This is a genomic window from Sphingomonas sp. R647, assembly GCF_020177055.1.
Lineage (GTDB): Bacteria > Pseudomonadota > Alphaproteobacteria > Sphingomonadales > Sphingomonadaceae > Sphingomonas.
The window spans coordinates 56295-76668 of sequence record NZ_JAIQXT010000001.1; the positions used below are offsets into that span (position 1 = coordinate 56295).

Genomic DNA, 20374 nt, shown 5'->3' on the forward strand with positions numbered 1-20374 from the left:
GGACAGCTTTCTGGACAAGTTGCTGGTCGGCAATGCGCCCTAATAGCCGCCGGTTGGCGCGCAACATACCACACGCGAGAGCGGTCATTCATCGAGGCTTCCTCCAAATGATCGCCATGGATGGACTTGCACGACGGCTGATCGCGCAGCGCATCATCCTTTATGCATTTTCAAAGCCACACCGAGCGGCGATCCACGCTTCGCTGAAACCCGCCGGCGAAGGATGAAGCCCTTGCCCTCAGCAGAAGCCGACGTCCTTCGACGGTGCGTGCGAAGACAAGATCGGATGAGCCGATCCGCTCACGCCAAAGCTCGGCAAAGCGTTCCGCGACTTCCTTGCGGGTACCCAAGGCCGCCGGAACCGCATGATAATCGACCCGCCTTCTTGGTCCAAGCCAGGTCCGGCGCACCAGCAGATAGCGCGGGTTCTGCACCGGCCCGAGAATTTCTGCGATCGCCTGCATCACCTGGCGCTCGGCTGCCCGGCTCACTCCGGTTAGAATGACATCCTTGCGCCCGTCGAGACTGGTGCGAATTTCGAATGCAGCATGATCCAGTTCCCGGCCGCTCACGACATCGGCGTCGACCAGCGCCCGGAGCGTGACCCATGCGACCTCGCGCAATGATCCCTCCAGCGAGCCGTTGCGCCACAGCAACCGCCCGGCCTTCAGGAGCCGCGGCAGGCTGGCGAGCGTCGCCACCCCGGCAATCCCCATGCCGACCAAACCTATATTCTCAAATGAGTGGACGGCGCGCAACTCATTCGCCGCAGCCATCGCACCGGCGCCAATGGCGCTCCAGCCGAGCGCGTGCAGGGTGTCGAACCAGCTCAGCGCGCGGGGTGCATGACTGGCGGCGGCGGTCTCGCGCGCCCTGGCCCTTGGTGCCCCCTGACCGAGCGAAACGCGCCAGCGCTCGGCAATTGCGGGGCGATCGGCGGCGATGCGAAAGGTGCGTAGGTTGCTGGTCGCGCTGGGTGTCGAACTGGCAAGACCGAGCCGCGCAAGCCCATCCTCTATCAGCGTCGATGCGCCATTGGATATACCCTCGAACGCCTTGAAGCGGCGGGCAACGACGTGGAGATCCGAGACCTCTGAGGGCGCCTCGTCATTGAGAAATCCCCAGTTCAGGCTGGTCGCCAACATGTCCCAGCTTTCGCGGTCGGCGGGATCGATCGTGGCGAGGTGCCAGATATTGGCGACCTTGTCCGGCCGTGCCGGATCGATGCGGATCGCGCGCCCACGCATCTGGTTCGAGAGCATGAAGGAGGCCGTGTTGCTCGCCAGCACAAGGCTGTTGAGTACTGGCGCGTCCCAGCCCTCGCCAAGCAGCGACTGGGTGCCCACCAGAATGTGGAGATCGCCGCGGACGAACAGTGCCGTAACCACGCGCACGAGCGCAGCCGACCCTCCCGTGCGGCATTCCACGCCAACATGATCCGGACAGCCGGGCAGGTCGATGCACCGGAAATTGCCGGGGGCGAGGCCAAGCTCCGCAGCGAGCCCGTTCATTGCGTCCAGAGCCGCCTTCGGGATCAGGACCAGGGTGCCCGTCAGCACGCCGAGATGATGCGCGTCGATGCACGAGCGCCGGAGCGTCTCGAAGATCGGTACGACACCCAGCTTCGCGGGAATGTAGTCGGCATCCGCGCGCGTCGGCAGCTCGCCCGCCCGGATATGGTCTGACAGCACGACCATCCGCAGATCGTTGCCCAGTGCCTCCGTCTCTGCGCGGGCTATCGTCACGATCGAGTCGAGCTTGGCGAGACTCGAGGACATGAGCTTGAAGACCGAGCGCGTGTGATGGAGCCGCACCCGTCCACCCTCGATAAGGCCGTGGCAATGCAGTCTGTCGCGAAGGCTCTTGTGCCGCATTGGATCGAGCGGAAAGCTGGCGGCGTGCTGTGTGATCAGTCCGTCGAGCAGCCGTTCAAGCCAGAACAGCGACGGCGGGGGTACATCGCTCGCTGCGACCCCAAGCAGCTTGAGCGGGGGTTTCGGGAGTTTGCGCCCGGCCGATGCCAGAAGCACCAGCACTGCGGAGAGCATTTCCGGCGCGTCGAGAATGGCTTCGACGTTCGCCTCGGGATCGGTCAGCCAGAGGTGCGCGGCGAGCCAGTCCAGCAGGGCGTCGTCGTTGCGCAGGTCGTCTGCAAGCTCGGCATGTGCCCTGCGTCGTCGCTCCAGGAGGTCAAGCGCATCCTCGTGCGGCGTGGACAGGATCAAATGGTCCTGATGCGGGCACAGGTCGCCATTGCGCACCAGTTCTGGGATGCCGATTTCGAGATCGATCGGCCCGCATAGCTCCTCGTAGCGCGACCATTCTGCGAAGCTTGCGTCGTAGGGCGGCGTCGCGGTCAGCGCGACCAGCCGAACATCCTCGAGCCTGTTCGCAAGGTCGACCAGGCACTTCCACCATTCCCTGCGCAGATGGTGCGCCTCGTCGAGCACTAGCGTGAGCGGGCCATGGCCATTCAGGGTTTCGATCAGCGCGTCCAGCGCATCGCTGCGGCGCAAGCTGTCGAGCGCCTGATAGGTCGCGAGCGTCAACTCACAGGGGGCGGCGAGGTCGTACGAGATCGCTCCTGCGGCCGGCCGCGCATCGAGGAACATCGGACACAGACGCTGCTCCCACTGGTCGCGGATTGCGATCGTGGGCGCAAAGACGAGCGCTGGCCTGCCGAGGCGCCGGGCGATCTCGAGGCCGAGGACCGTCTTGCCTGCGCCGGGAGCTGCCACCACATGAAGGCGCCGGTCATCGAGGTGCTCGTCCATCTCCTCAAGGATACGCGCCTGATAGTCGCGCCATTTCCCCTTGAAGTTCATATCCTTGAGCACGCCTCATCGATAGCAACGCCGATTACCCAATGTCATGCAGATTTCGATGCGAACTGGATCGGGTGCCGAGGGCTAATCGCCCCAATCCAGATGTTCAGCCCGTTGTGTGAAGATCCCCCAAGCGGTGAATCATCAGAGCAGCAAGGCTCGACAAGAGTAGGGGAGGCCCATAGCCTCGCACCATGACTGAAGATGATGCTCACGACGATACGGCACCGGGCTGGCAAGCGATCGATGCAGCGCTCGCTCCGCTCTATGCTGGTCAAGAGCCCAAACATGTAGGCACCATCATCAAATGGATGTTGGGTGGGCCCGATCCGCTTGACGGGATCAGTGCTTGGAAACGGACCGATCCCGTGCCTCACTGGCACTTTGTCAGCTACGGCCTTAGCGAGCTCTATGGCAAGGATAGCGACAACGCTGAGGTTAGCGGCTGGGGGTTTGAACTGACCTTTCGCCTGGGCTGCGATGAGGCAGAAGAAGATCCACCGGCATGGGCATTCAGCCTCATGCAAAATCTGGCTCGCTACGTTTTTCAGTCCGGCAATGTGCTGGGCGATGGTGAGTGGATGAACGCCAACGGGCCCATAGCCCTAGAGACTGAAACTCAGTTGATGGCGTTGGCGTTCATCAAAGATCCGGAGTTGCCGCAGATCGACACGCTGCATGGCAGCGTGGATTTCATCCAGATTGTCGGCCTCACGCTCGATGAAATGGAAGCTGGCAAGCAATGGCAGACCCGCGGGCTGCTGGACGCCCTGCTTCCGTACATGCCGCTTTGGACGACCGACCTATCGCGGTCGTCGCTGCTGAAGCGGTCCGATGTTTACGATGCAGTGGAGGCAGGCAAGGCGCGAGATGGCTCCTCCATGGGGGTATTGTTCATGCCTGCGATTTCCTGGTCGATCCGCAAACGACTGCTCCAGGGTTCCGTGACGGTAATTCGGCTGGGGGCGGGGCATGTCGAGGAATTGCTTCAGTCGCTCTCGATGCGCCTGCCGTTCGGGCGTGATCTATACCTTGCGGGCTCTGACCAGGCGATAGCGTTTGCGCCGGGCGAGTCCATGATCGTAAAAGAAGAAGGTGGCAATCTGCACGTGTCGCTTAACTTGACCGCGCTTGAGGCGGTGCGTGCCACGCTACGCCCCGTCGTCGGCGAGTATCGGGTGCGCGGTCTGCCTGGCATCGTGTGGGAGGTTGAGCGGACCAATATCCGCAACGCGTCCGGCCATATCGTCCGTTCAATCGGCTGATGCCGGCGAGCTTCAGTTCCCACGTGGCCGACTGGGTAGCGCGGTCACAGGCCGGAAACGGGTTGCGGGCGAACATCTTGGTGTTTCGCGCAGCGGTCAGTCGTAACCCGCAATGCACCGACCGCTACCCGCCCCATATCGGTCATTGGCTGGCGTTTGCGAGATCCCCGAAAGTTGCCATCTAGAGGTTCTCCCAATGACAGCAGGTTGCTACGCGTCCGTAACGCTGACGTTTTGCCGCTTCATTTCCGCAGTGCCAAACGCTGTCAGAAAGGCGACATCGGCAGCGTCGCGACCAATGCCGATCTTGGCCATCGCGTGCGCTTCGGCCATCCCCGTTGCATCAATCAGGTGCCATGCACCACCAAGAAAGACTTCCGCCACGGCATGGAAGTCGGGCGGTTCGACGCCGAGTGCGTAAACGCTGGCAATGCGCGCCGGGATGCCCGCGGCGCGCGCGAAGGTGATCATGACGTGGGCGTAGTCGCGACAGATCCCCTGGCGCTTGACGAAGGTGTCGAGTGCCGTGGTCTCCGAATTGCTCGCGCCCTGTACATAGGAAACGTGGCTCGCGATCCAGTCTCGCATCGCGATCACCTTGGCTCCGTCCGAGACCTTGCCGAACTCGGCTTCAACGAAGCACTCGAATTGATCCGAGGGGCAATAACGCGACGCCATAAGATACTGAACCGTCTCCCCTGGCAGCTGATGAGGCGCGATGACGGGCAGGCGCTGACAGTCGTCCAGCAAACGTTCGATGCGAACGGTCGCTCGGTAATCGATAAGTAGCTGACCCTCAACGCGGACCCAGATCCGCTCGCCGATGCCGTCGTGCGAAACTACGCGCGCAAAATGCTCGGTCGCCGTGATGTCGAGGTGCGTCGCCTCCACGACCTGCTCTGGGATGGCAGCCGCTTCGAACTGGAGCAGCACGTCGGTTGGAAGTTCAAACCAATAGTCGAGCTGCGCCCGGATCGACAGGCTCATTGCAATGCCCTGCCATGCATGCTGACACTCAAGCGACGCGCTTTGTTGCCCATTGCCGTGCAGCGGTCCGGCGCAAGCGCCGATCGGTTCATACCCATTGCTTCATCCATCGAACTCAGAACAACTTAAGGCCAGGAATCGCCCGGAGCGCTGCGCCGCTGCGGTGCCGTCCAAGCGACCCGAACCACCGCATACGCCTCTGTGCGCATAAATCAGACAACAAAGTAGCGATATGTGAGCTGAAGCGGTTGCGTCCTAGCTTCGCTGACCGCGAAACGTGCTTAGCAAGGCAAGACCTGCCACACCGAGCAGCGCCGCGCTGGTCCACGGCCGTGCTTTCGCGAAATTTTTCGCCTTCTCGGTTAGCGAGCTGTCGCCTGCGAAATGCTCTAAAAACGAGTCAGTCAGGGCAGTCTTGCCATTTGCGGCTGGAGCGGGGGCGTCCGCAGGCGTGCCCTTGGACTTTAGATCTTCCGGCGCTTTGGAGGTCGGCGTTGCGAGATCGTTCACTGTTGATTCGTTAGGCTCACGCTATGCGAACTCGTCATCCGACGCATGAAATTGGCCCTTTCTCCAAACCGTGGGAAAGGGGTTGCTCTTCCGCAACCGGCCCAAATCGAACCGTTCTTGGCGGTGAACCTGCAGGCTACGAGGCGTCTGGCCTGGCTATTTAAACAGATCGAAACAATCCGCGGCCAGGCGTGTGGGCTGCGCGGTCGCAGCCTGCGCGGGGCGGACGACGATGCTGACCAACCTGTCCTCATAATCCACGACGAAGTTGCAGCTGACCAGCCACTCGGCATCGCCGCGGAGTCCGGGCTCGATCGTGTTGCGCGACCGCGGCCGGTCGAGCGCGACGAGCAGGGCTTGCTGCACCGGAGTCAGTGGTGTCATCGGTCGCAACGCGACAGCCCGCGTGTCGAGGACCACCGCGCCGCCCTCACGCTCGAACAGCTGAAGCACGGGCCGCGGCTGGCGCGTCGATGCTGCGCGCCACGCCGCGATTGACCCGCCCAGACGGTCGAGCAGGTCGGCGTCATCGAGCAGCTGCGTCGAATAGGCACCGTCGAAATGATAGGCAATGTCGGCAGTCTCGATCGCGGGCGGATAGAGTGCGCGATAAGCGGGATAGGGGGTGACCGCGCCGATGCCGTTGGTTGCATGCCCACGATACAACGGGCTGAACCGGTCGATGACGATGCGGTGCATCGCATTGGGCGGATCGAGATGGGCGAGAAGCGGCATCAGTTCCGCCATCGCCGCATAATCCGCCGCCTCTTCGCCCGGAAATCCGTAGATGATGCCCCATGCGACGCGGATCCCGGTTGCCGCGCAGTCACGCAGCAGCGCGATATTCTGCTGTGCCGACACGCCCTTGCGCATCAGGCGCAGCGGCCCGCTGGCGAGTGACTCGATCCCCGGCTGGATCATTGCGATCCCGCCGCGCGCCATCGCCTCCACCTCGGCGCGGGTCATGTTCGATTTGACCTCGTAGAATAGCTGCAACCGCGACTTGCGCTCCGCCAGATCAGGCAACAGCTCAGTCAGATAGGAGCGCGGCATGATATTGTCGGTCATGTAGATCGCCGGCACGCCGTCTTGCTCGAGCGCGTCCAGTTCGGTCCGCATCCGCTCCGCCGGCTTGTGACGAAACGCCATGCCCTCCTCGCCATTCAGGCCGCAAAAGGTGCAGTGGCTCTTGGCACCCCACCAGCAGCCGCGCGAGCTTTCGGCGGTGATATAGCGCGGCAGCGTGTCGGGCAGCGACCCGGCGGCCTGAAGCGGGCGCAGCGTCGCGAAAAAATCGGTGAAGTCGGGGGCCGCGACCACGCGCATATCGCGGATCGGTTCGCTGCGGATCACCCGCTCGCGCGGCGTGACCCCGTCGCGGATCAGGCGTTCGCAGAAGTCGGGGAAATCGACGTCGGATTCACCGGCAAAGACATGGTCGATCCAAGGAAAGGCACGCGACAGGCCAAGGCAGATCGGCCAGGCCGCGTTCGCTCCGCCCAACACGATGCGGATGTGGGGTGCCCGTTCATTCACACGCCACGCAATCGCGGAGCACGCCATATTCTGCTGAAAGGTCGAGGACAGGCCCAGGATGCGGGGGCGGATCGCCAGGATGTGATCAACGGTCGCGTCGATCATCGGCCCGATCGCCGGGGCAGCGGCATCGAACACGGCCTGAAGCGCAGGCGTCAACGGCTCGGGCATCGGCAGCAGCGCGGCGACGTCAGGCGGATAGGCGAAGTCGCGGAACAAATGGTCCGCCACCATCGCGCGCATCGCCGTCGCTTCGACCGCCTCATAGGTATCGAGCCCGACCTGCGCAGCGAGCGTCAGATTGCCATAGACGATCCGGGTCGCGATCCCGCGCTGCTGGCACGCGGCCTTGAGCACGGCGGTGCCCAGCTGCGGAAAGTTGACCGACGCGAACGGCGGCACGAACAGGCAGAGGTCAATCGGGTCGTTCTCGCCGGTCGTCACCTTTGCTGCACCTTTCCATTCAACCTGTGGCACAGCCCGCCCGTTCGCGGAAGCACTTGTAGTGGACAGCGCACTCGTGCGAGCAGGCGGTATGATCCGACCCGCCCCCGCACTCTCCTGGCCACCCGTCGCGGGTGAGCTGGCGATTTATGACGCGCGCGATGGGTGCTACCATGTGTTGAACCCGTCCGCTGCAGCGATCTGGGTGGCGATTGCGGCGGGAAGTCCGGTCGGGCAGATCGCGGCAGACCTGGCTGCGGCGCATAACATCCCCGCCGATGCGATGCGCGCCGATGTCGATGCCTTTGTTGCCAACGCACTCGACCTGGGGCTGCTCGTCGATGCGTAGTATCGCAGCATGAGCGGGATTGCAGGAGCCGCCTTCACCGATGGCCGACCGGTGGGGCGGGAACTGCTCGATCGGATCGCCGGATCGACTTTTCGGCGCGGGTTTGACGGGACGCAGAGCTGGCATGACGATTGCGCGGGCTTTGTTCGCTTTGCCCACGCAACGACGCCTGAAGCGCGCGGCGAGGTCCAGCCCTTTGTAGGCGCGGAATCGCAGATCGCGCTGCTGCTCGACGGGCGGCTCGACAATCGCGCTGAACTGCTCGCACTGCTCGGGTCGAATGGCGACCGGCTCGAAAACGCGCCCGATGGCCTGATCGCGCTCAAGCTGTTCGAGCGCGAGGGCCGCGACTTCGTGCATCGCCTTGCTGGCGACTATGCGATCGCGGCGTGGCAACCGCGTACGCGCCGACTCGACCTGTTTCGCTCGCCGATGGGCTGGCGGCCGTTTTTGTGGGCGTATGACGGCACGACCTTTGGCTTTGCGACCGAGCCGCGCGCGCTGATCCTGGGCATGGGGTTCGAGCGCAAGCTCAACGAGGGCGCGCTCGGCGAGTTTCTCTCGGCGCGCTTCGTGTCGGAAACCGACACGCTGTGGGCGGGGATCGAGCGCGTGCCACAGGGCGGCGCGATCGGTTTTGAAAACGGCAAGGTGTCGCGCTGGAACTGGCATGGCGGGCCGTTTGAAGATCTGTCCAACCACTCGCTCGAAGAGCATGTCGAGCGGTTCAACCATCTGTTCAACCAGTCGCTCGTAGAGACCAGCCGCAGCGTCGGGCCGGTGACAGCGCAGCTGTCGGGCGGGCTCGATTCCTCGTCGGTCGTATGCCGGTCGACTGAGCTGTTCCGCGCCGGTCGGCTCGATCATCAGGTCGGCGCAATCTCCGCGCGCTTTCCCGGCGAGCCGCATGACGAGACCGAATGGAGCAGCGCGGTCGAAGATCATCTGGGCATCACGGCGGAGGTGGTCGGCGCGCGCCAGTTCGATCCCGATGTCGCGCGGCAATGGTGCGCGGATTCCTATCAACTCCCGGTGCGGCCCAATGTCCTCGATTCGATGGGCGGGGTGCTGAAGGCGCTCCAGTCCGACGGTCGTCGCGTGCTGTGGACCGGAGAAGGCGGCGATGACTGGCTCAACGGGATGGTCACCCATTGGCCCGACCGCTTCATGGCAGGGCGCTGGGGCAAGCTGTTCCGCCACGGTGCGGAATTGTGGCCGGAGTCGCCCTGGTATGTCCGGATGCGGCGGACCCTGCACAGCACGCTGCCGCCGCTGGTCAGCCGCAAATATCGCAAGGCGCTGCTGATGCCGTATCTCGACTGGCGCCTCGACCGGCCCGACTGGCTGCGGGGTGAGTGGGCGGCGCGGATCGGGCTGGAGGATCGCTGGCACCAGAAAATCGCGCGCACCGGACTGCGCGGTATGGATCAGCAGGCGCGCTACAGCGTCTTTTCGCTGGGGAACCGCTATACGTTTGCCGACACGGTTCTCGCCTTTGCGGAGAATCATGGGGTCGAGGTGCGCCACCCACTTCACGACCGGCGCCTCACCGATTTCTTCATGGGCGTGGCCGGCGAACATCTGCGCAAGTTCAACACGCGCAAATATCTGCTGCGCGAGGCGATGAAGGGCACGCTGCCCGAAAAGATCCGCCAGCGCCGCACCAAATCCTATTTCGTATCGCACCAAGTGGATGCGATCGGCGAATTGCTCCGCCAGAAGCCGGTGCATGAACTGACCGCAGTCAAACTCGGCTGGGTCGTGCCCGAGAAGATCGCGGCGATGCATGCGCCGTTCGAGGCATGGCGGCGAGAAGGCGGGCAGGGACCGATTCCCGAGGGCGCATGGGGCCCGGTCTGGTTCACGCTTGCAACCGATATGTGGCTGGAGCATGCGTTCGGGCTCAAGGCGTAAAGGGGTAAATGATGGCGCAGGCGGTGACGATCGGCGAGACGACGGTGCTGCGGCGCAAGGCTGCGGTAGTTGGCGCGGATGTTGCCGATGATGCGATTTTGCTCGACATCGATTCCGGCTATTTCTTCCAGCTCAACCGCACCGGAGCGAAAATCTGGACCTTTGTCGAGCAGCCGCAGACGCTGGGCGCATTGTGCGACCATATGGCAGCCAGCTTTAAGGTTGATGTCGCGGAATGCCGCCGCGATGTGAGCGAGTTCGTCGCCGATCTGGTTGAGCGCGGTGTTCTGGAAGTCGAGTAGGATCGGGGTCAGCTTCGGGCGCGATAGATCCAGCAATTTACCGCAAAGCGCGAGTCCGCAAAGGCACCTGATGCGCAGCTGACCGGCATCACCTCATGCGGCCCCCAGGATGGGAACACGACCAGGCTGTTGTCGTCGGGCGTGATATCCTCGCCTGCGTCGCCGGGCGCGGCACCCAGTCGATGGAGCCGCAGCGCCCCGCCGTCAAAGCCCTTGGGCTGGCGGTGGAAATAATAGACTGCGCTCAGCATGCGGTCGCCGCGCGCGGCATCCGCACTGGCATAGGTGTCCGTATGCAACGTGAAATGTGCGCCTTCATTGTGCGCGGCGAGTTCGAGTTCGACTTCGCTCGTTTCGAACCGCGTGGCGCGCAGCGATGCTGTCCAGCCAGACGTTTCCGCGCGCATCCGGGCATCAAGTGGCGTGGCGAGGGGACCGAGGTCGCGCAGCACCAGCGCGCTGCGCGCTGCGGGATTGACCATGCCGCCGGCCAGCTGCGCGGGAACGAACCGCGCTGCATTCGACAGCGTCCAGTCGAGCAGCGCGGCGTGCATTTCGGGATCGAGGAAGCTTGAGACCCGCAGATGCGGCAGGATCGGCGCGGTCATGGTACACGTACCGCCCGCTCGCGCAGGTAACGCAGCACCATCGCCTCACTCGCGCCGTCCGCCTGTCGCCGCATGCGCGGCGCGCCCGGTTCGGCATCGTGGTCGAGATGGCGCAGCACCGCCCGGACACTCCCTGCATAATCGGCGGTCAACGCCTCATAGGTCAGGCTGTGCGGGATCGCACCCATCGCCGCGAACAGGTTGCGAAAATGGCCGTGGCAATAGTCGGAATAGGCCATGATCTGCTCGATCCGCGCGATATCGAAGGGCGCGGCGATACGAGTGTTGTTGTCGTCGTGTGCCTCGGGGATTGAGCGCCAGCGCCCCGTCTCCACCGCGAGCATCGCGGAAATCGCCTGGCGCAGCCGATCCTCTCGCCACAGATGGACGAGTTGCGGGTTGGGGAAGAACCGCGCGACATGGCCTGCCAGCGCCACATAATAGTCTGCGGGCGTTTCGGCCGGCAGGACATTGGCGAAGCGCTCGAGGTCAGGGTCGGCGTCGCGCGCAATCTCTTCGATATCGTTCCAGAACAGCTTTACCCCCATCGTGCCGGTGGGCGCGGTGCGGTGGCGGCGGACTGCGTCGCTCAGCGTGTCAAAGCCGGGTGCATTCCAGCGCCGGGCGAAGGACGGACGAAATCCTGCATGAAAATACTCAAGCGGGCAGCCAAGGCCGCCTGCGAAGTAGAGCGCCTCGCCAAGCAACGTGCTGCCCGATCGTGGATGGGTGCAGGTCAGGACAGTGCGCTGTGGAGGACCGTCCCATTTGGGATAGTCATGCTCGGCGGATACGAGATCATAGGGAACAACGCGTCGGGCGCGATCGGAACTATCCGTCATCGCGCGGTGCAATCGACCAACGAAAACCCCCCTGTCAGGCCGCTTCTGGTCGCATGGCACCGGATCAATCAGGGCGTCAGACTGCCGGTGTATCGTACAGACAACCAAAGCACCTCCAGCAATCGTGGCTGGGCAAGCGCGCGAATTCGGTCTGGACCAGTTAGTTAGTTGCGGACGAAGCCCGCCTTGGCGGCGAGCACCGTCGCATCAAAGATCAGGTAAGGTTCTGGATGCCATCAGTAGGACGGTATGAAATACCCTCGGCAGCCTTGGCCGGGAGGAATGAGGTGATCTCTGGCTTGACCCAATTTTCGGTTTCAGTCGGCTGAACAGTCTGTTCGGCCTCGGGACGATGTTCCATGATGCGCACCTCTCAAATGATTTGCTCTGTTACCATCGGCACTTAACGAAATCAATCAGATGACCCAAAGCCTGACGCGGTCCCTTTCATGCGCCCCGCCGACTGCGACCGGGTCGCCCGCGCGAGTCTCAAGCGGCTTCGGAAACCGCCACAACAGCGCGCCCCAGCAAGATGCTGCGCCCGGTGCGGGGCGATTTTCGTACCACCCGACCGCGTCCATTTCGAGCGCGATCCACTGGACGATCCCGTCGACCCGCCCACCTTGCGACGCGATGTCGAATTCGCGACGCTCGGGCTTGCGAGGTTCGGCGGTGGCGAAGTCGAAGCTGAACAGATCGACCGGATCGCTGCACAACTCCACCTGCTCCATCCCGACGCGGATCATCTCGTTCGGCGCGGCGAGGCGGTTGAACCGGCTCAGATCAAATCCGTTGGTGTCGCCCAACCGTGATGCGCTGTTGCGCAGATCGCGGGCCAGCGCGACCCGGATCGTCCCACGCGGCGGGATGACGACGCCGTTGGGGGCGAGCAGCCGCTTTACCGCGTCCTCATGCGCGGCCAGCACGCCCTCGCTCAGCAGATCATTGCTGACGATTTCTGAAACCAGAATGTCCGCGAGACCGCCCATTTCGCGTGCCGGGTCGAGCGCGGTGGAGTGTTTGTTCACGACCGTCACCCGGTCGGCATAGCCGTTCGCCGCAACCACCTCACGCGCCGCCGAAGCAATCGCCGGGTCGGCCTCGCACGTCACAACCGTCGCGCCCGCGCGCGCCGCCATCATCGCGAGCAGTCCGCTGCCCGTGCCGATCTCCAGCACCCGGCACCCCGGCCGGATCGCGCGCTGTAACGCCTGTTCGTAGGCGTCATTGCGTGCCCGATCGCGCGGGATCACGAAGTGCCAGCTATGAACGCCATCGCTCAGAATTTCGGCGGCGATTACCCCGGCCTCACCGGCACCGCCGGTCATCCCATGGACCCGCTCCGCCAGTTGCAGCGCGCGGGGACGATCACCCGCCGCGATCATCTGGCGTGCGATGGCGATCAGCGCGCGGGGGTCGTCGGCAACCTTGGGCAACAGGGCGCAGAGCAGAGCAACGCGGTCGGTCATCAGCCTGCGTTAGCCGACTGGGGCGCCGGTGCAACCGGGCCGTTCGCCAGTAACTGACGGAGCCGCGCCTCGACCTGTGGCAATGCGGCATAGTCGCTGGGATAGACCAGCCGCCATGTGGGGCGCCGTTGGAGTACCTCGCGCAGGCCCGACACGGCATGAACGCGCTCCTGCGCGCTCGTCCCGCTTGGGTTGAAATGAATGATCTGATGCAGGATCAAAGACATCGCTTCGGCGATCTCCAGCCGCTCCAGGCGCGGTTCGGCCACGTCTGCGCGGCGGTCGAGAAAGACCAGCGCTCGCAGCGGCACCAGCGGCGGCGGATCGCTCGCTTCGATCGGTGAACGGCCCTTCCCGGTTGCACTGGCAAGGGGCGTGCTTTCGTCAACTGACAGCTTCAGCCCGTCGCGCGAGTCCGGCCACAGGCAAACATTCTTGGCCCCTGCACCCAGCATCGGCGCCTGCGGTTCCCACAGCAACGCAGTGTCGTCGCCCAATGTCTGCCACCCGCTCTGCACCGTCAGCGCGGCACACAGCGTCGATTTGCCCGCGCCCGACCGCCCGATCAGCATGATCCCGCCGCCATCCTGAACCAGCGATGCGGCATGGACCGCGATAGCACCCTGAAGCATCGGCACGCGGGTCAGCACGCGGCGCAACAGCACCTCAATCGTCGCCGGATCGGGCGGCATCGTCGCCACCACCAGCGTCATCGCGCGCCCGTCACGATCAATCAGGAAACTGCCATCAAAGCGCGAGCGGATCAGCCAGCGTCCGTCCGTCTCGCCGATCCGCATGCGATAGCCATTGTGCCATTCATAGCTGACGACATCATGCGCGACCGCCGCGCCCGTCTCGACACGGAGGTCGAGCTGTCCGGCCCAGCCGAACTCGGATTCACCGGCAGGCACCAGCCCCACCAGTTTGATGTCGGATCGAACCCGAAGGCCCCCAAAGCTGTAGAAATGGGTCACGATGGTTTTTTGCACTCTCTAACGCAGGCGACGGATCGCCCAGCCAAAGGGGCGGATCAGCGGATACATCCAGCCGAGCCGTGCGGGTAGCGCGAATGCCGCGCGATCTTGCGGCGAACTGAGGTCGAAGGCTAGCTGGCTGCTCCAAAAGGCGCGCGTCGGCTTCATCGTATAGGTGATAGATCGACTCCACACGCTCCCGTCGATGAAGCGGCGAACCGAGCCGCGAGGTGCCATCTCATACCAGCGCGGCCCGTTATGGAAGCGTGCAACCAGCCGGTTGAGCAGCCGCACTTCGAGCCGCCGCCTGCCGCGCGCCAGCACGTCGCTTGGCACTGGCCGCGCCAGCCAGTGGTGCAACGCCCAACCGACATGTAGCATCATCCCCTCCAGCCCCAGCGCTGCGGCATCGTCGAGCGCATCGTCCCATGCCGCGTCCCGGTCGAGCAACGCGGCCAGGTCGATCAGCCACAACAGCCGCTGCCAGCCATGCCGGATGCCGTGGACCGCGAGATAGACCGGCAGCCGCCGCCGCGCCATCGTCGGCACCGTCATGCCACCGATCGTCACGGTCTCTCGCTCAGTCCAGAGCATCTCAAAGTCCCAGGGAAGCAGCGCATGATTGTCACACAGGCGATCGTGCAGTTCGACGAGAATCCGGCTCTCGCCATGCACCCATCCGCTTTCTTTGGGCGGTTCGCCCTCAGTCGGCTCGGCCGCCGCAGTGCAATGAGTCGGCAGTTCATAGCCGAGGTCGAGCAGAATTGCTTCCGCGTCGCGGATGCGCGATCGCTCGACCAGCACATCGATGTCGCGGCCAGCTCGCATGACTGGATCACCATAAAGCTGAATCGACAGCGCGATGCCCTTGATGAAGAGGTGGCGAATCCGTGCCGCCTTGAGCGCGCGCGCAATGCGAACCAACTCGAACAACCGGCTCATCACACCCACGACATGCGGACTGCGCTCCGCATCAAGCGCGGCGAGCGTTGCTGCGGGTGCGGCTTTCGCTCGCAACAATGCCGGCGCAGCAAGCCCGACTAAGCCATGATGGACGATCCCCCGAGCAACGGCCTCCCAGTCGCCGACCTCCGCTTCCGCACAGTGAAGCTGCGCCATTACGGCATCGCCCCCGACTGCCAACCGTGCCGCCGCAAAGACGAAGCGCAACTCGGGCGAAAAGTCTGGAAGGGGCGCGACGTTTTCTCCCTCAACCCGAGTTTTCATACCCAACAAGTCCTGCTCCCGGCACAAGCACACACGTGTAGCGCGATGCCCCATCCTTCGCCACTTGGGCACTGATCAAAAACGCCGGGGAGCGCGCTCCAAGGCGTGGGAGATTAAAACACCCCAGAACAAAAAAGCGACGTTAGCGCCTGCCGAATGACAGCTATCCGACTCCGCGGATCAACACCTGCCGTTCTGCAATCGACCCCCTAGCGGACGTTTATCTCCGCCGATATCATAGGCCAATGGCTTACTCTGAATCGCGCGGCCCTAGTTGGGTTAGTATTGCAGGTTTTGTTGTGTGGGTCGTTGCGGGCTTCTTGATGTTTTCAGTATTTTTTGATTCATTTGCAGCACATTGTATTTCTGATGATTGCAGCCCTTCACTTGAGATCCGCATTTTAGGAGCGGCCTTCGCCGCTTTCGTTATCGGCGGCATGGCAGGGTGGGTCACCACCACGCTTCTGAAACAAGCTTTTCAAGGTCGAACAAGCTAAGTCCAATTTCCACCCAGTTTCAGCGGTTCCCGCGCTCGTGACGCGATCCCAAATGCGGCCTGACCGCACACGACCCCATTGCAGCCGCCAGCGGCCGAGTTGGCATACACCTAAAGCGGACGTCTTTCCCGCCTAACGGATTTCCAAATGAGCGCCGCCGATCGCGTCTATGCTCTTTATCCTTGAAGGAAGCTCCTGCAGATCGGCGGGCAAATCCTCTAGTCGGATGGAGACAGACGGCGACGCCACCAACTCGTATGCCCCAAGGGCCTGAGAGCTGGGTCTATGCACGTCTGTCCAGTCGTACACATAGAACCCTCGGCGGCTAAGATCGATGAAAGAGCTCGGGTTCGGCACATTGGCGACATCCATAGCATCACCCATGATTGGCAAATCGAGCAGCTTTCCCTCTATGTCAGTCACATCAATGCGGCTTTCCAACACGGCAGCGGGAATCGGGCCTTCGCCTGCAGTTATCATCGCCGCCAGCCGACCGCAGGCGTCAGTGGCAAGCCAAGCGCAATCGATCTGGGTCGGATACTCCATCTCTTCAGGCTATGCCTACCAGCGTCTGGTTACAAACGATTTGGGTCAAAAGCAGATCGACCGCTGTCCACCCAATTTGAGCCCTTCCCGGTGGGCCTCTGCGATCCCAAGGCCGGTCAGGCGGCTACGGCCCGCATTCCGCCGGAAGCAGACTTTCAGGTGCCGACCCCATTGCGGACATTGGCTCGGCGGGGCAGCATGTCGGCGATGACAACTTCGGCCACCTCGCGATTAGAAAGGGCACTCGAGGCGGTCTATCGCGAGTTTGCGCGGCCTGGGCCCGACGTGATTGAAGGCTGTCCCTGTTGCATTTCGACGCGTGGAATCGATGTTCTGCTTACAACGCCACTCCGCGAACTGACAGGCCAACAGCTATGGCGATATGTTTCTGGAGCATTCCTCACCGTTGGAGGTGAAGAGGACTTTCAATACCTGCTTCCACGCATACTAGATGTCTCGATTAGCGATCCCGGGAATGCGAACGATCCAGAGATCGTCATCGGAAAGCTGCCATTGGCTAACTGGCGTGCGTGGTCTGCACCTAAGCGGCGCGTGCTCGAAGAGTTTCTAGACGCTTGGTTCGAACGGGCCTTGGTTCGAGATTCAGCTGAAGCTGACGAAGGATGGATCGGCACGGAAGCAGAAAGCGTGCTTTGTGGAGCAGCGCGAGCCGGGTTACCGCTGCGCGGGTGGTTAATTCGCCTGAATGAGCCGTTTGCGGCCCCCGTCCTCATCGACCTGAAAGAGCGATTTCCTGATGAGCTATCGGCCTTTTGGGAAGACGCGCCGGGAGGTTTTGCGGAACTGTCGGCCATCCTAACCCAAGGTCGTGCGTAGCGTCCGCTTTCCACCCAGTTTCCGCCGTTGCGGCGCTGTTACCGCCATCCCGATAGCGGACGGGCCGCGAACGACCCCATTGCGGAAGTTCTGAAAATGCGTTGAGTTCGTCACATGGACATCAAACAATTACGTGCATCGATGGATGGAGCCTTGGCAGACGCGGGCCTACAAGAGACGAAGCTGTTCCCAAAACGTCGCAAAGTATGGGCTTTCCCCAACAATGAGGTCATCCCTTTCTTTGAAGAGGCTGCGTATCGGCGACCGTGGGGCTTCGTCTATTGTGGCGTCATTGGTATCGAAATACCGGCGTTAAGAAAGTGGTTGTTCAAGCTTAAGCCGGGCTTCGAAGCAGGAATTTTCTACAACTCGTTTGTGGGATATCATACCGCCAACGATGAGGTCCTGAATAGGTTTATGATTGATCACGGCTCTGATATCCCGTATGATCTCTGGGCAGGACTGATAGCAGATCGGTTGCTCGAAATCCCGGAAACGCTGGATCAGTTGATTGCGGTCTATCGCAGCGACCGAGGCCGATTAGGTTGGCTTGCACACGCTCATCAATGTCATGCATGGAACTTCATGCTCGCATGGTCGCAGGACCCCGAAGCCAACCATGCAGTGCCAACGATGCAACCGAATGGTGAGATCGCCTAGCGGCAGCTCTCCACCCAGTCTCCGCCGCCAGACGCCGTCCCGGGGCCGCCCGAAAGTCGGCCTGCCGCTATACCCATTTCCTAGCCAGAACCTGCCATTCAGCAACCGGCCCAAAAGCTGACGGACCTCTTCCGGCATGAGCCGCCGGTCTGCAAGGAGCCTTATTTGCAGTCGTTCGGCCGACTTGATCAAGCGCCCAATATCAGCCGTTGGATCACCCGACCAACGCACTCGGCAAAGCCCCTGGTCTGGTGTAGCGATCCGTAATGGCCACGCCCCCCGAACTTGCCATCCGCATGCAGCGCGCACGCTTTAATCAGGCTTTGGCCGATGCGGACCTGGCTGCGATCGGGCCCTTGCTGGCGAAGGATGTTGTGCTCGTCGCCGGCACCGACAGTTCATTGATCGCGGGCCGCAACGCGCAGTTGATGGCATGGAAGCGCGAGTTTGCGTCGCCCGACCGCGCGATCTATCGACGCAGTCCTGACTCAATAACCGTGTCACCGATCGCACCGATCGCTTTCGAACATGGGGACTGGCAGGGCATGACCGTACAGGGCGTGCTGCTGACGCGTGGGCGCTACACCGCCAAATGGCGGCGGGTCGGCGCAGACTGGCTGATCGAGGCGGAGCTTTACCTTACCCTGGGTTGAATGAAGAAGTCGGCGCAGACCGCAACGCTGTGTCGGACCGGTGCGGTGTTTGTCGGCCGGGACGTCGCCGCGATTTGAACCGACATTGCCGATGGCATTCCGTTCGTCTGGCGCGATAGGCGTCAGCACCGGCAGCAGCGGGAAGCCGCCCCGATGGGCCAACCGATATTCGTGGGCGCGCCGCGCAGCGAAGAGGATGTGTTGCAGAGAACCGCCCCCTGATGCTGTTACGGCATGGCCCGGTGCCCACCCCGGCTCGCCGCGGGTAGCCATCGCCATTTCTCCTCAACCTTTGCTTTTCATTCCGCAGGAGCCTCACATCTGAAGTTACTTGCGGCGGTGGTCGAGCCGGCGCCGCGATAAACCGCGCGCTGCGGATAAGCGCAGAGAGGCCGTTGCATCTCGATCTGACCCGGTTCTTCGCGCAAGAAACGGGTGGCAATGATGCGGTCGGGCACTTCTCCACGTTCTGTCCAGGCGATCAAGGCGGAAAGCAGGTCGTGCTGCGCATCCGTCGACGGCGGGCGCGGCGGAATTCCGAGCGTCGCGTTAAAAGCGTCGGGGCCCATCCCGCCGCCGCAATGCATCATGCCCGGCGCCATGAACAGGCGTGCACTTTCTGCCAAGCGGCCCATTCCTCCCATCTGCGCGGCGTGACGATCGAAGAAGGCGACCGACTGGCCCGGCGGAACCAGCGTGTCGGCGAGGCCGTGGAACACGATCAGCTTGCCGCCGCGTTGTGCGAATGGGGCGAGCGTGCCGCGCACCGCATCGTTGACGATCGGATCCAGCTGCGTGTCCACAACCGGCATGTCGCGGTCGAAATCGAACCCCTTCCAGGCCCAGTCGGCGCCGAACACCCATTTGAACAAGCTGCCAAATGGAGGCTGGCCATGGATCGGCTTTTGCAGGAAGGACCAGCCGAACGTGTCGGGCGTTTCGCTCCCCGGCAGCCAGCCAAAAAAGCTCGGTTTGCCATTCCGATCGGTCGGCCCGGAGTAGAAGGCGCGCGCTGTCTCGACCTCGCCTTCGCTGAGGCAATTGTCCGACGCTCCAGCCTTGCACTGCAGAACCTTCGGATCGAAGATGCAACGCAATGGGTCGGAGATAAAGCGGTCCCCGGCCAACGCATGCCCTTGCCGCCAGCACGCTGCGATCGCGGACTGGTTGAGGAGCTTGAGCTTGGATTCGGACAGCAACCGGCCCGGTGCACGGTTGGCCGCGGCATAGTTCCATAGCACCGCGGCATGGCCCCAGGTGCGGTTCATCACCGGCGCTCCGACGAGAATGCCGTCATAATCGTCTGGGTAATAAAGCGCTTCGATCAGCCCCATCTGCCCGCCGGTCGAGCAGCCGGTATAATAGGAGCGGCGCGCGGCGCGGCCGTAGAAGGCGGCGGTGATCGCCTTGCCCGTCACAGTCATCGCATGGGCGGACAATCGCCCCCAGTCGCGCCACTTGCGCGGTTGCCCGATCAGTGCGTCGCCTTCCAGCGGAGTGGCGGGCGACGTGCCGGCGTCGGTCGTCGCGGTGGCAAAGCCGCGCCGCAGCCCCTCAACCATCCCCGAATAGCCGAGCGCAAAGGTGCCCGCGAACCCGCCGCTGCCATTGCCATGAAACACCCCCGCCCAGTCGCTGGTGGGGAGCCACAGCTCGACGCCGATGTCCGATCCTGGTTCAGACTGCACGCGCGCCACGACGCGGCAAAAACTGCGATGCCCCGGCACGTCGGCAGTGGCCGTCACCTCAGCTGGCTTGGCCGGGACCAGCGTGGCGCTGGAAATGCTGGTACCGCGCAGCTTCAGCGTGACCAGTGCGGCGCAGCGCGCGGCGGGGTCGGAGGCCTGAGCGACCGCAGGTGTGATCCAGCCGCTTGCGCCGAGCATCAGCGCCGCAATCCAGAGACGGGTGTTCCTGGAACCCTGCATG

Annotated in this window: 20 protein-coding genes; 8 read left to right on the top strand and 12 right to left on the bottom strand. The window is 63.0% G+C overall.

What is annotated here, in order from left to right; all coding sequences use genetic code 11:
• Positions 1-170: 170 nt before the first annotated feature.
• Positions 171-2825 (bottom strand): DEAD/DEAH box helicase family protein, encoded by a 2655-nt coding sequence (locus K9B35_RS00235; protein WP_224920476.1) that lies wholly within the window; start codon positions 2823-2825, stop codon positions 171-173.
• A 194-nt stretch (positions 2826-3019) separates the two neighbouring features.
• On the opposite strand from K9B35_RS00235, the gene K9B35_RS00240 reads away from it, so the two are divergent.
• Positions 3020-4090 (top strand): suppressor of fused domain protein, encoded by a 1071-nt coding sequence (locus tag K9B35_RS00240; RefSeq protein WP_224919802.1) that lies wholly within the window; start codon positions 3020-3022, stop codon positions 4088-4090.
• Positions 4091-4300: 210 nt separating this feature from the next.
• On the opposite strand, the gene K9B35_RS00245 is transcribed toward K9B35_RS00240, so the two are convergent.
• From K9B35_RS00245 to K9B35_RS00255, 3 genes are all read right to left on the bottom strand, one after another.
• Positions 4301-5077 (bottom strand): transglutaminase-like domain-containing protein, encoded by a 777-nt coding sequence (locus tag K9B35_RS00245; protein ID WP_224919803.1) that lies wholly within the window; start codon positions 5075-5077, stop codon positions 4301-4303.
• Positions 5078-5332: 255 nt separating this feature from the next.
• Positions 5333-5587, bottom strand: a complete 255-nt coding sequence (locus K9B35_RS00250) for a hypothetical protein (protein ID WP_224919804.1) — start codon at positions 5585-5587, stop codon at positions 5333-5335.
• A gap of 156 nt (positions 5588-5743) precedes the next feature.
• The gene (locus K9B35_RS00255; RefSeq protein ID WP_224919805.1) at positions 5744-7567 is read right to left on the bottom strand and encodes a RiPP maturation radical SAM C-methyltransferase; all 1824 of its coding nucleotides are present in this window, start codon (positions 7565-7567) and stop codon (positions 5744-5746) included.
• A gap of 91 nt (positions 7568-7658) precedes the next feature.
• Between K9B35_RS00255 and K9B35_RS00260 the strand changes: the two genes are divergently transcribed.
• From K9B35_RS00260 to K9B35_RS00270, 3 genes are read left to right on the top strand one after another with little or no spacing between them, the layout of a single operon-like run.
• Positions 7659-7916, top strand: coding sequence for a PqqD family protein (locus K9B35_RS00260; RefSeq protein ID WP_224919806.1), 258 nt, complete (start codon positions 7659-7661; stop codon positions 7914-7916).
• A 9-nt stretch (positions 7917-7925) separates the two neighbouring features.
• A complete protein-coding gene (locus K9B35_RS00265; protein WP_224919807.1) occupies positions 7926-9830 on the top strand; it encodes an asparagine synthetase B family protein in 1905 nt (634 codons plus the stop codon).
• An 11-nt stretch (positions 9831-9841) separates the two neighbouring features.
• Entirely contained in the window at positions 9842-10132 is a 291-nt protein-coding gene (locus tag K9B35_RS00270; protein WP_224919808.1) for a PqqD family protein, read from the top strand.
• An 8-nt stretch (positions 10133-10140) separates the two neighbouring features.
• On the opposite strand, the gene K9B35_RS00275 is transcribed toward K9B35_RS00270, so the two are convergent.
• The 6 genes from K9B35_RS00275 to K9B35_RS00300 form a co-directional block, all read right to left on the bottom strand.
• Positions 10141-10740, bottom strand: a complete 600-nt coding sequence (locus tag K9B35_RS00275; RefSeq protein ID WP_224919809.1) for a 2OG-Fe(II) oxygenase — start codon at positions 10738-10740, stop codon at positions 10141-10143.
• Positions 10737-11582 (bottom strand): Stf0 family sulfotransferase, encoded by an 846-nt coding sequence (locus K9B35_RS00280; RefSeq protein ID WP_224919810.1) that lies wholly within the window; start codon positions 11580-11582, stop codon positions 10737-10739. Before K9B35_RS00280 ends, K9B35_RS00275 begins: the two co-directional genes overlap by 4 nt.
• Positions 11583-11796: 214 nt before the next feature.
• The gene (locus K9B35_RS00285; RefSeq protein WP_224919811.1) at positions 11797-11943 is read right to left on the bottom strand and encodes a hypothetical protein; all 147 of its coding nucleotides are present in this window, start codon (positions 11941-11943) and stop codon (positions 11797-11799) included.
• A 55-nt stretch (positions 11944-11998) separates the two neighbouring features.
• A complete protein-coding gene (locus K9B35_RS00290; protein ID WP_224919812.1) occupies positions 11999-13051 on the bottom strand; it encodes a 50S ribosomal protein L11 methyltransferase in 1053 nt (350 codons plus the stop codon).
• Complete coding sequence (locus K9B35_RS00295) at positions 13051-14040, bottom strand: hypothetical protein (protein ID WP_224919813.1); 990 nt, start codon at positions 14038-14040, stop codon at positions 13051-13053. The genes K9B35_RS00290 and K9B35_RS00295 overlap by 1 nt, the downstream gene beginning before the upstream one ends.
• Before the next feature lie 3 nt (positions 14041-14043).
• On the bottom strand, positions 14044-15306 hold the full coding sequence (locus K9B35_RS00300; protein ID WP_318245939.1) for a nucleotidyltransferase family protein: 1263 nt from the start codon (positions 15304-15306) through the stop codon (positions 14044-14046).
• A 191-nt stretch (positions 15307-15497) separates the two neighbouring features.
• On the opposite strand from K9B35_RS00300, the gene K9B35_RS00305 reads away from it, so the two are divergent.
• A complete protein-coding gene (locus K9B35_RS00305; protein WP_224919815.1) occupies positions 15498-15749 on the top strand; it encodes a hypothetical protein in 252 nt (83 codons plus the stop codon).
• A gap of 132 nt (positions 15750-15881) precedes the next feature.
• Here K9B35_RS00305 and K9B35_RS00310 read toward each other — a convergent pair whose 3' ends face one another.
• On the bottom strand, positions 15882-16295 hold the full coding sequence (locus K9B35_RS00310) for a hypothetical protein (RefSeq protein WP_224919816.1): 414 nt from the start codon (positions 16293-16295) through the stop codon (positions 15882-15884).
• Positions 16296-16502: 207 nt separating this feature from the next.
• Between K9B35_RS00310 and K9B35_RS00315 the strand changes: the two genes are divergently transcribed.
• From K9B35_RS00315 to K9B35_RS00325, 3 genes are all read left to right on the top strand, one after another.
• Entirely contained in the window at positions 16503-17132 is a 630-nt protein-coding gene (locus K9B35_RS00315; RefSeq protein ID WP_224919817.1) for a hypothetical protein, read from the top strand.
• A 114-nt stretch (positions 17133-17246) separates the two neighbouring features.
• The gene (locus K9B35_RS00320; protein ID WP_224919818.1) at positions 17247-17792 is read left to right on the top strand and encodes a hypothetical protein; all 546 of its coding nucleotides are present in this window, start codon (positions 17247-17249) and stop codon (positions 17790-17792) included.
• Between the two features lie 266 nt (positions 17793-18058).
• Positions 18059-18445, top strand: coding sequence for a nuclear transport factor 2 family protein (locus K9B35_RS00325; RefSeq protein ID WP_224919819.1), 387 nt, complete (start codon positions 18059-18061; stop codon positions 18443-18445).
• 299 nt (positions 18446-18744) lie between these two features.
• Here K9B35_RS00325 and K9B35_RS00330 read toward each other — a convergent pair whose 3' ends face one another.
• The gene (locus K9B35_RS00330; RefSeq protein WP_224919820.1) at positions 18745-20373 is read right to left on the bottom strand and encodes a tannase/feruloyl esterase family alpha/beta hydrolase; all 1629 of its coding nucleotides are present in this window, start codon (positions 20371-20373) and stop codon (positions 18745-18747) included.
• Position 20374: the final 1 nt, after the last annotated feature.

Bases quoted from the DNA above. Each gene is read 5' to 3' on its own strand.
- K9B35_RS00315 (WP_224919817.1), top strand. From the start codon at position 16,503: ATGACAACTTCGGCCACCTCGCGATTAGAAAGGGCACTCGAGGCGGTC.
- K9B35_RS00265 (WP_224919807.1), top strand. From the start codon at position 7,926: ATGAGCGGGATTGCAGGAGCCGCCTTCACCGATGGCCGACCGGTGGGG.
- K9B35_RS00325 (WP_224919819.1), top strand. From the start codon at position 18,059: ATGGCCACGCCCCCCGAACTTGCCATCCGCATGCAGCGCGCACGCTTT.
- K9B35_RS00320 (WP_224919818.1), top strand. From the start codon at position 17,247: ATGGACATCAAACAATTACGTGCATCGATGGATGGAGCCTTGGCAGAC.
- K9B35_RS00285 (WP_224919811.1), bottom strand. From the start codon at position 11,943: ATGGAACATCGTCCCGAGGCCGAACAGACTGTTCAGCCGACTGAAACC.
- K9B35_RS00330 (WP_224919820.1), bottom strand. From the start codon at position 20,373: ATGCAGGGTTCCAGGAACACCCGTCTCTGGATTGCGGCGCTGATGCTC.
- K9B35_RS00300 (WP_318245939.1), bottom strand. From the start codon at position 15,306: ATGGGGCATCGCGCTACACGTGTGTGCTTGTGCCGGGAGCAGGACTTG.
- K9B35_RS00240 (WP_224919802.1), top strand. From the start codon at position 3,020: ATGACTGAAGATGATGCTCACGACGATACGGCACCGGGCTGGCAAGCG.
- K9B35_RS00275 (WP_224919809.1), bottom strand. From the start codon at position 10,740: ATGACCGCGCCGATCCTGCCGCATCTGCGGGTCTCAAGCTTCCTCGAT.
- K9B35_RS00305 (WP_224919815.1), top strand. From the start codon at position 15,498: ATGGCTTACTCTGAATCGCGCGGCCCTAGTTGGGTTAGTATTGCAGGT.
- K9B35_RS00245 (WP_224919803.1), bottom strand. From the start codon at position 5,077: ATGAGCCTGTCGATCCGGGCGCAGCTCGACTATTGGTTTGAACTTCCA.
- K9B35_RS00260 (WP_224919806.1), top strand. From the start codon at position 7,659: ATGATCCGACCCGCCCCCGCACTCTCCTGGCCACCCGTCGCGGGTGAG.
- K9B35_RS00270 (WP_224919808.1), top strand. From the start codon at position 9,842: ATGGCGCAGGCGGTGACGATCGGCGAGACGACGGTGCTGCGGCGCAAG.
- K9B35_RS00280 (WP_224919810.1), bottom strand. From the start codon at position 11,582: ATGACGGATAGTTCCGATCGCGCCCGACGCGTTGTTCCCTATGATCTC.
- K9B35_RS00235 (WP_224920476.1), bottom strand. From the start codon at position 2,825: ATGAACTTCAAGGGGAAATGGCGCGACTATCAGGCGCGTATCCTTGAG.
- K9B35_RS00290 (WP_224919812.1), bottom strand. From the start codon at position 13,051: ATGACCGACCGCGTTGCTCTGCTCTGCGCCCTGTTGCCCAAGGTTGCC.
- K9B35_RS00310 (WP_224919816.1), bottom strand. From the start codon at position 16,295: ATGGAGTATCCGACCCAGATCGATTGCGCTTGGCTTGCCACTGACGCC.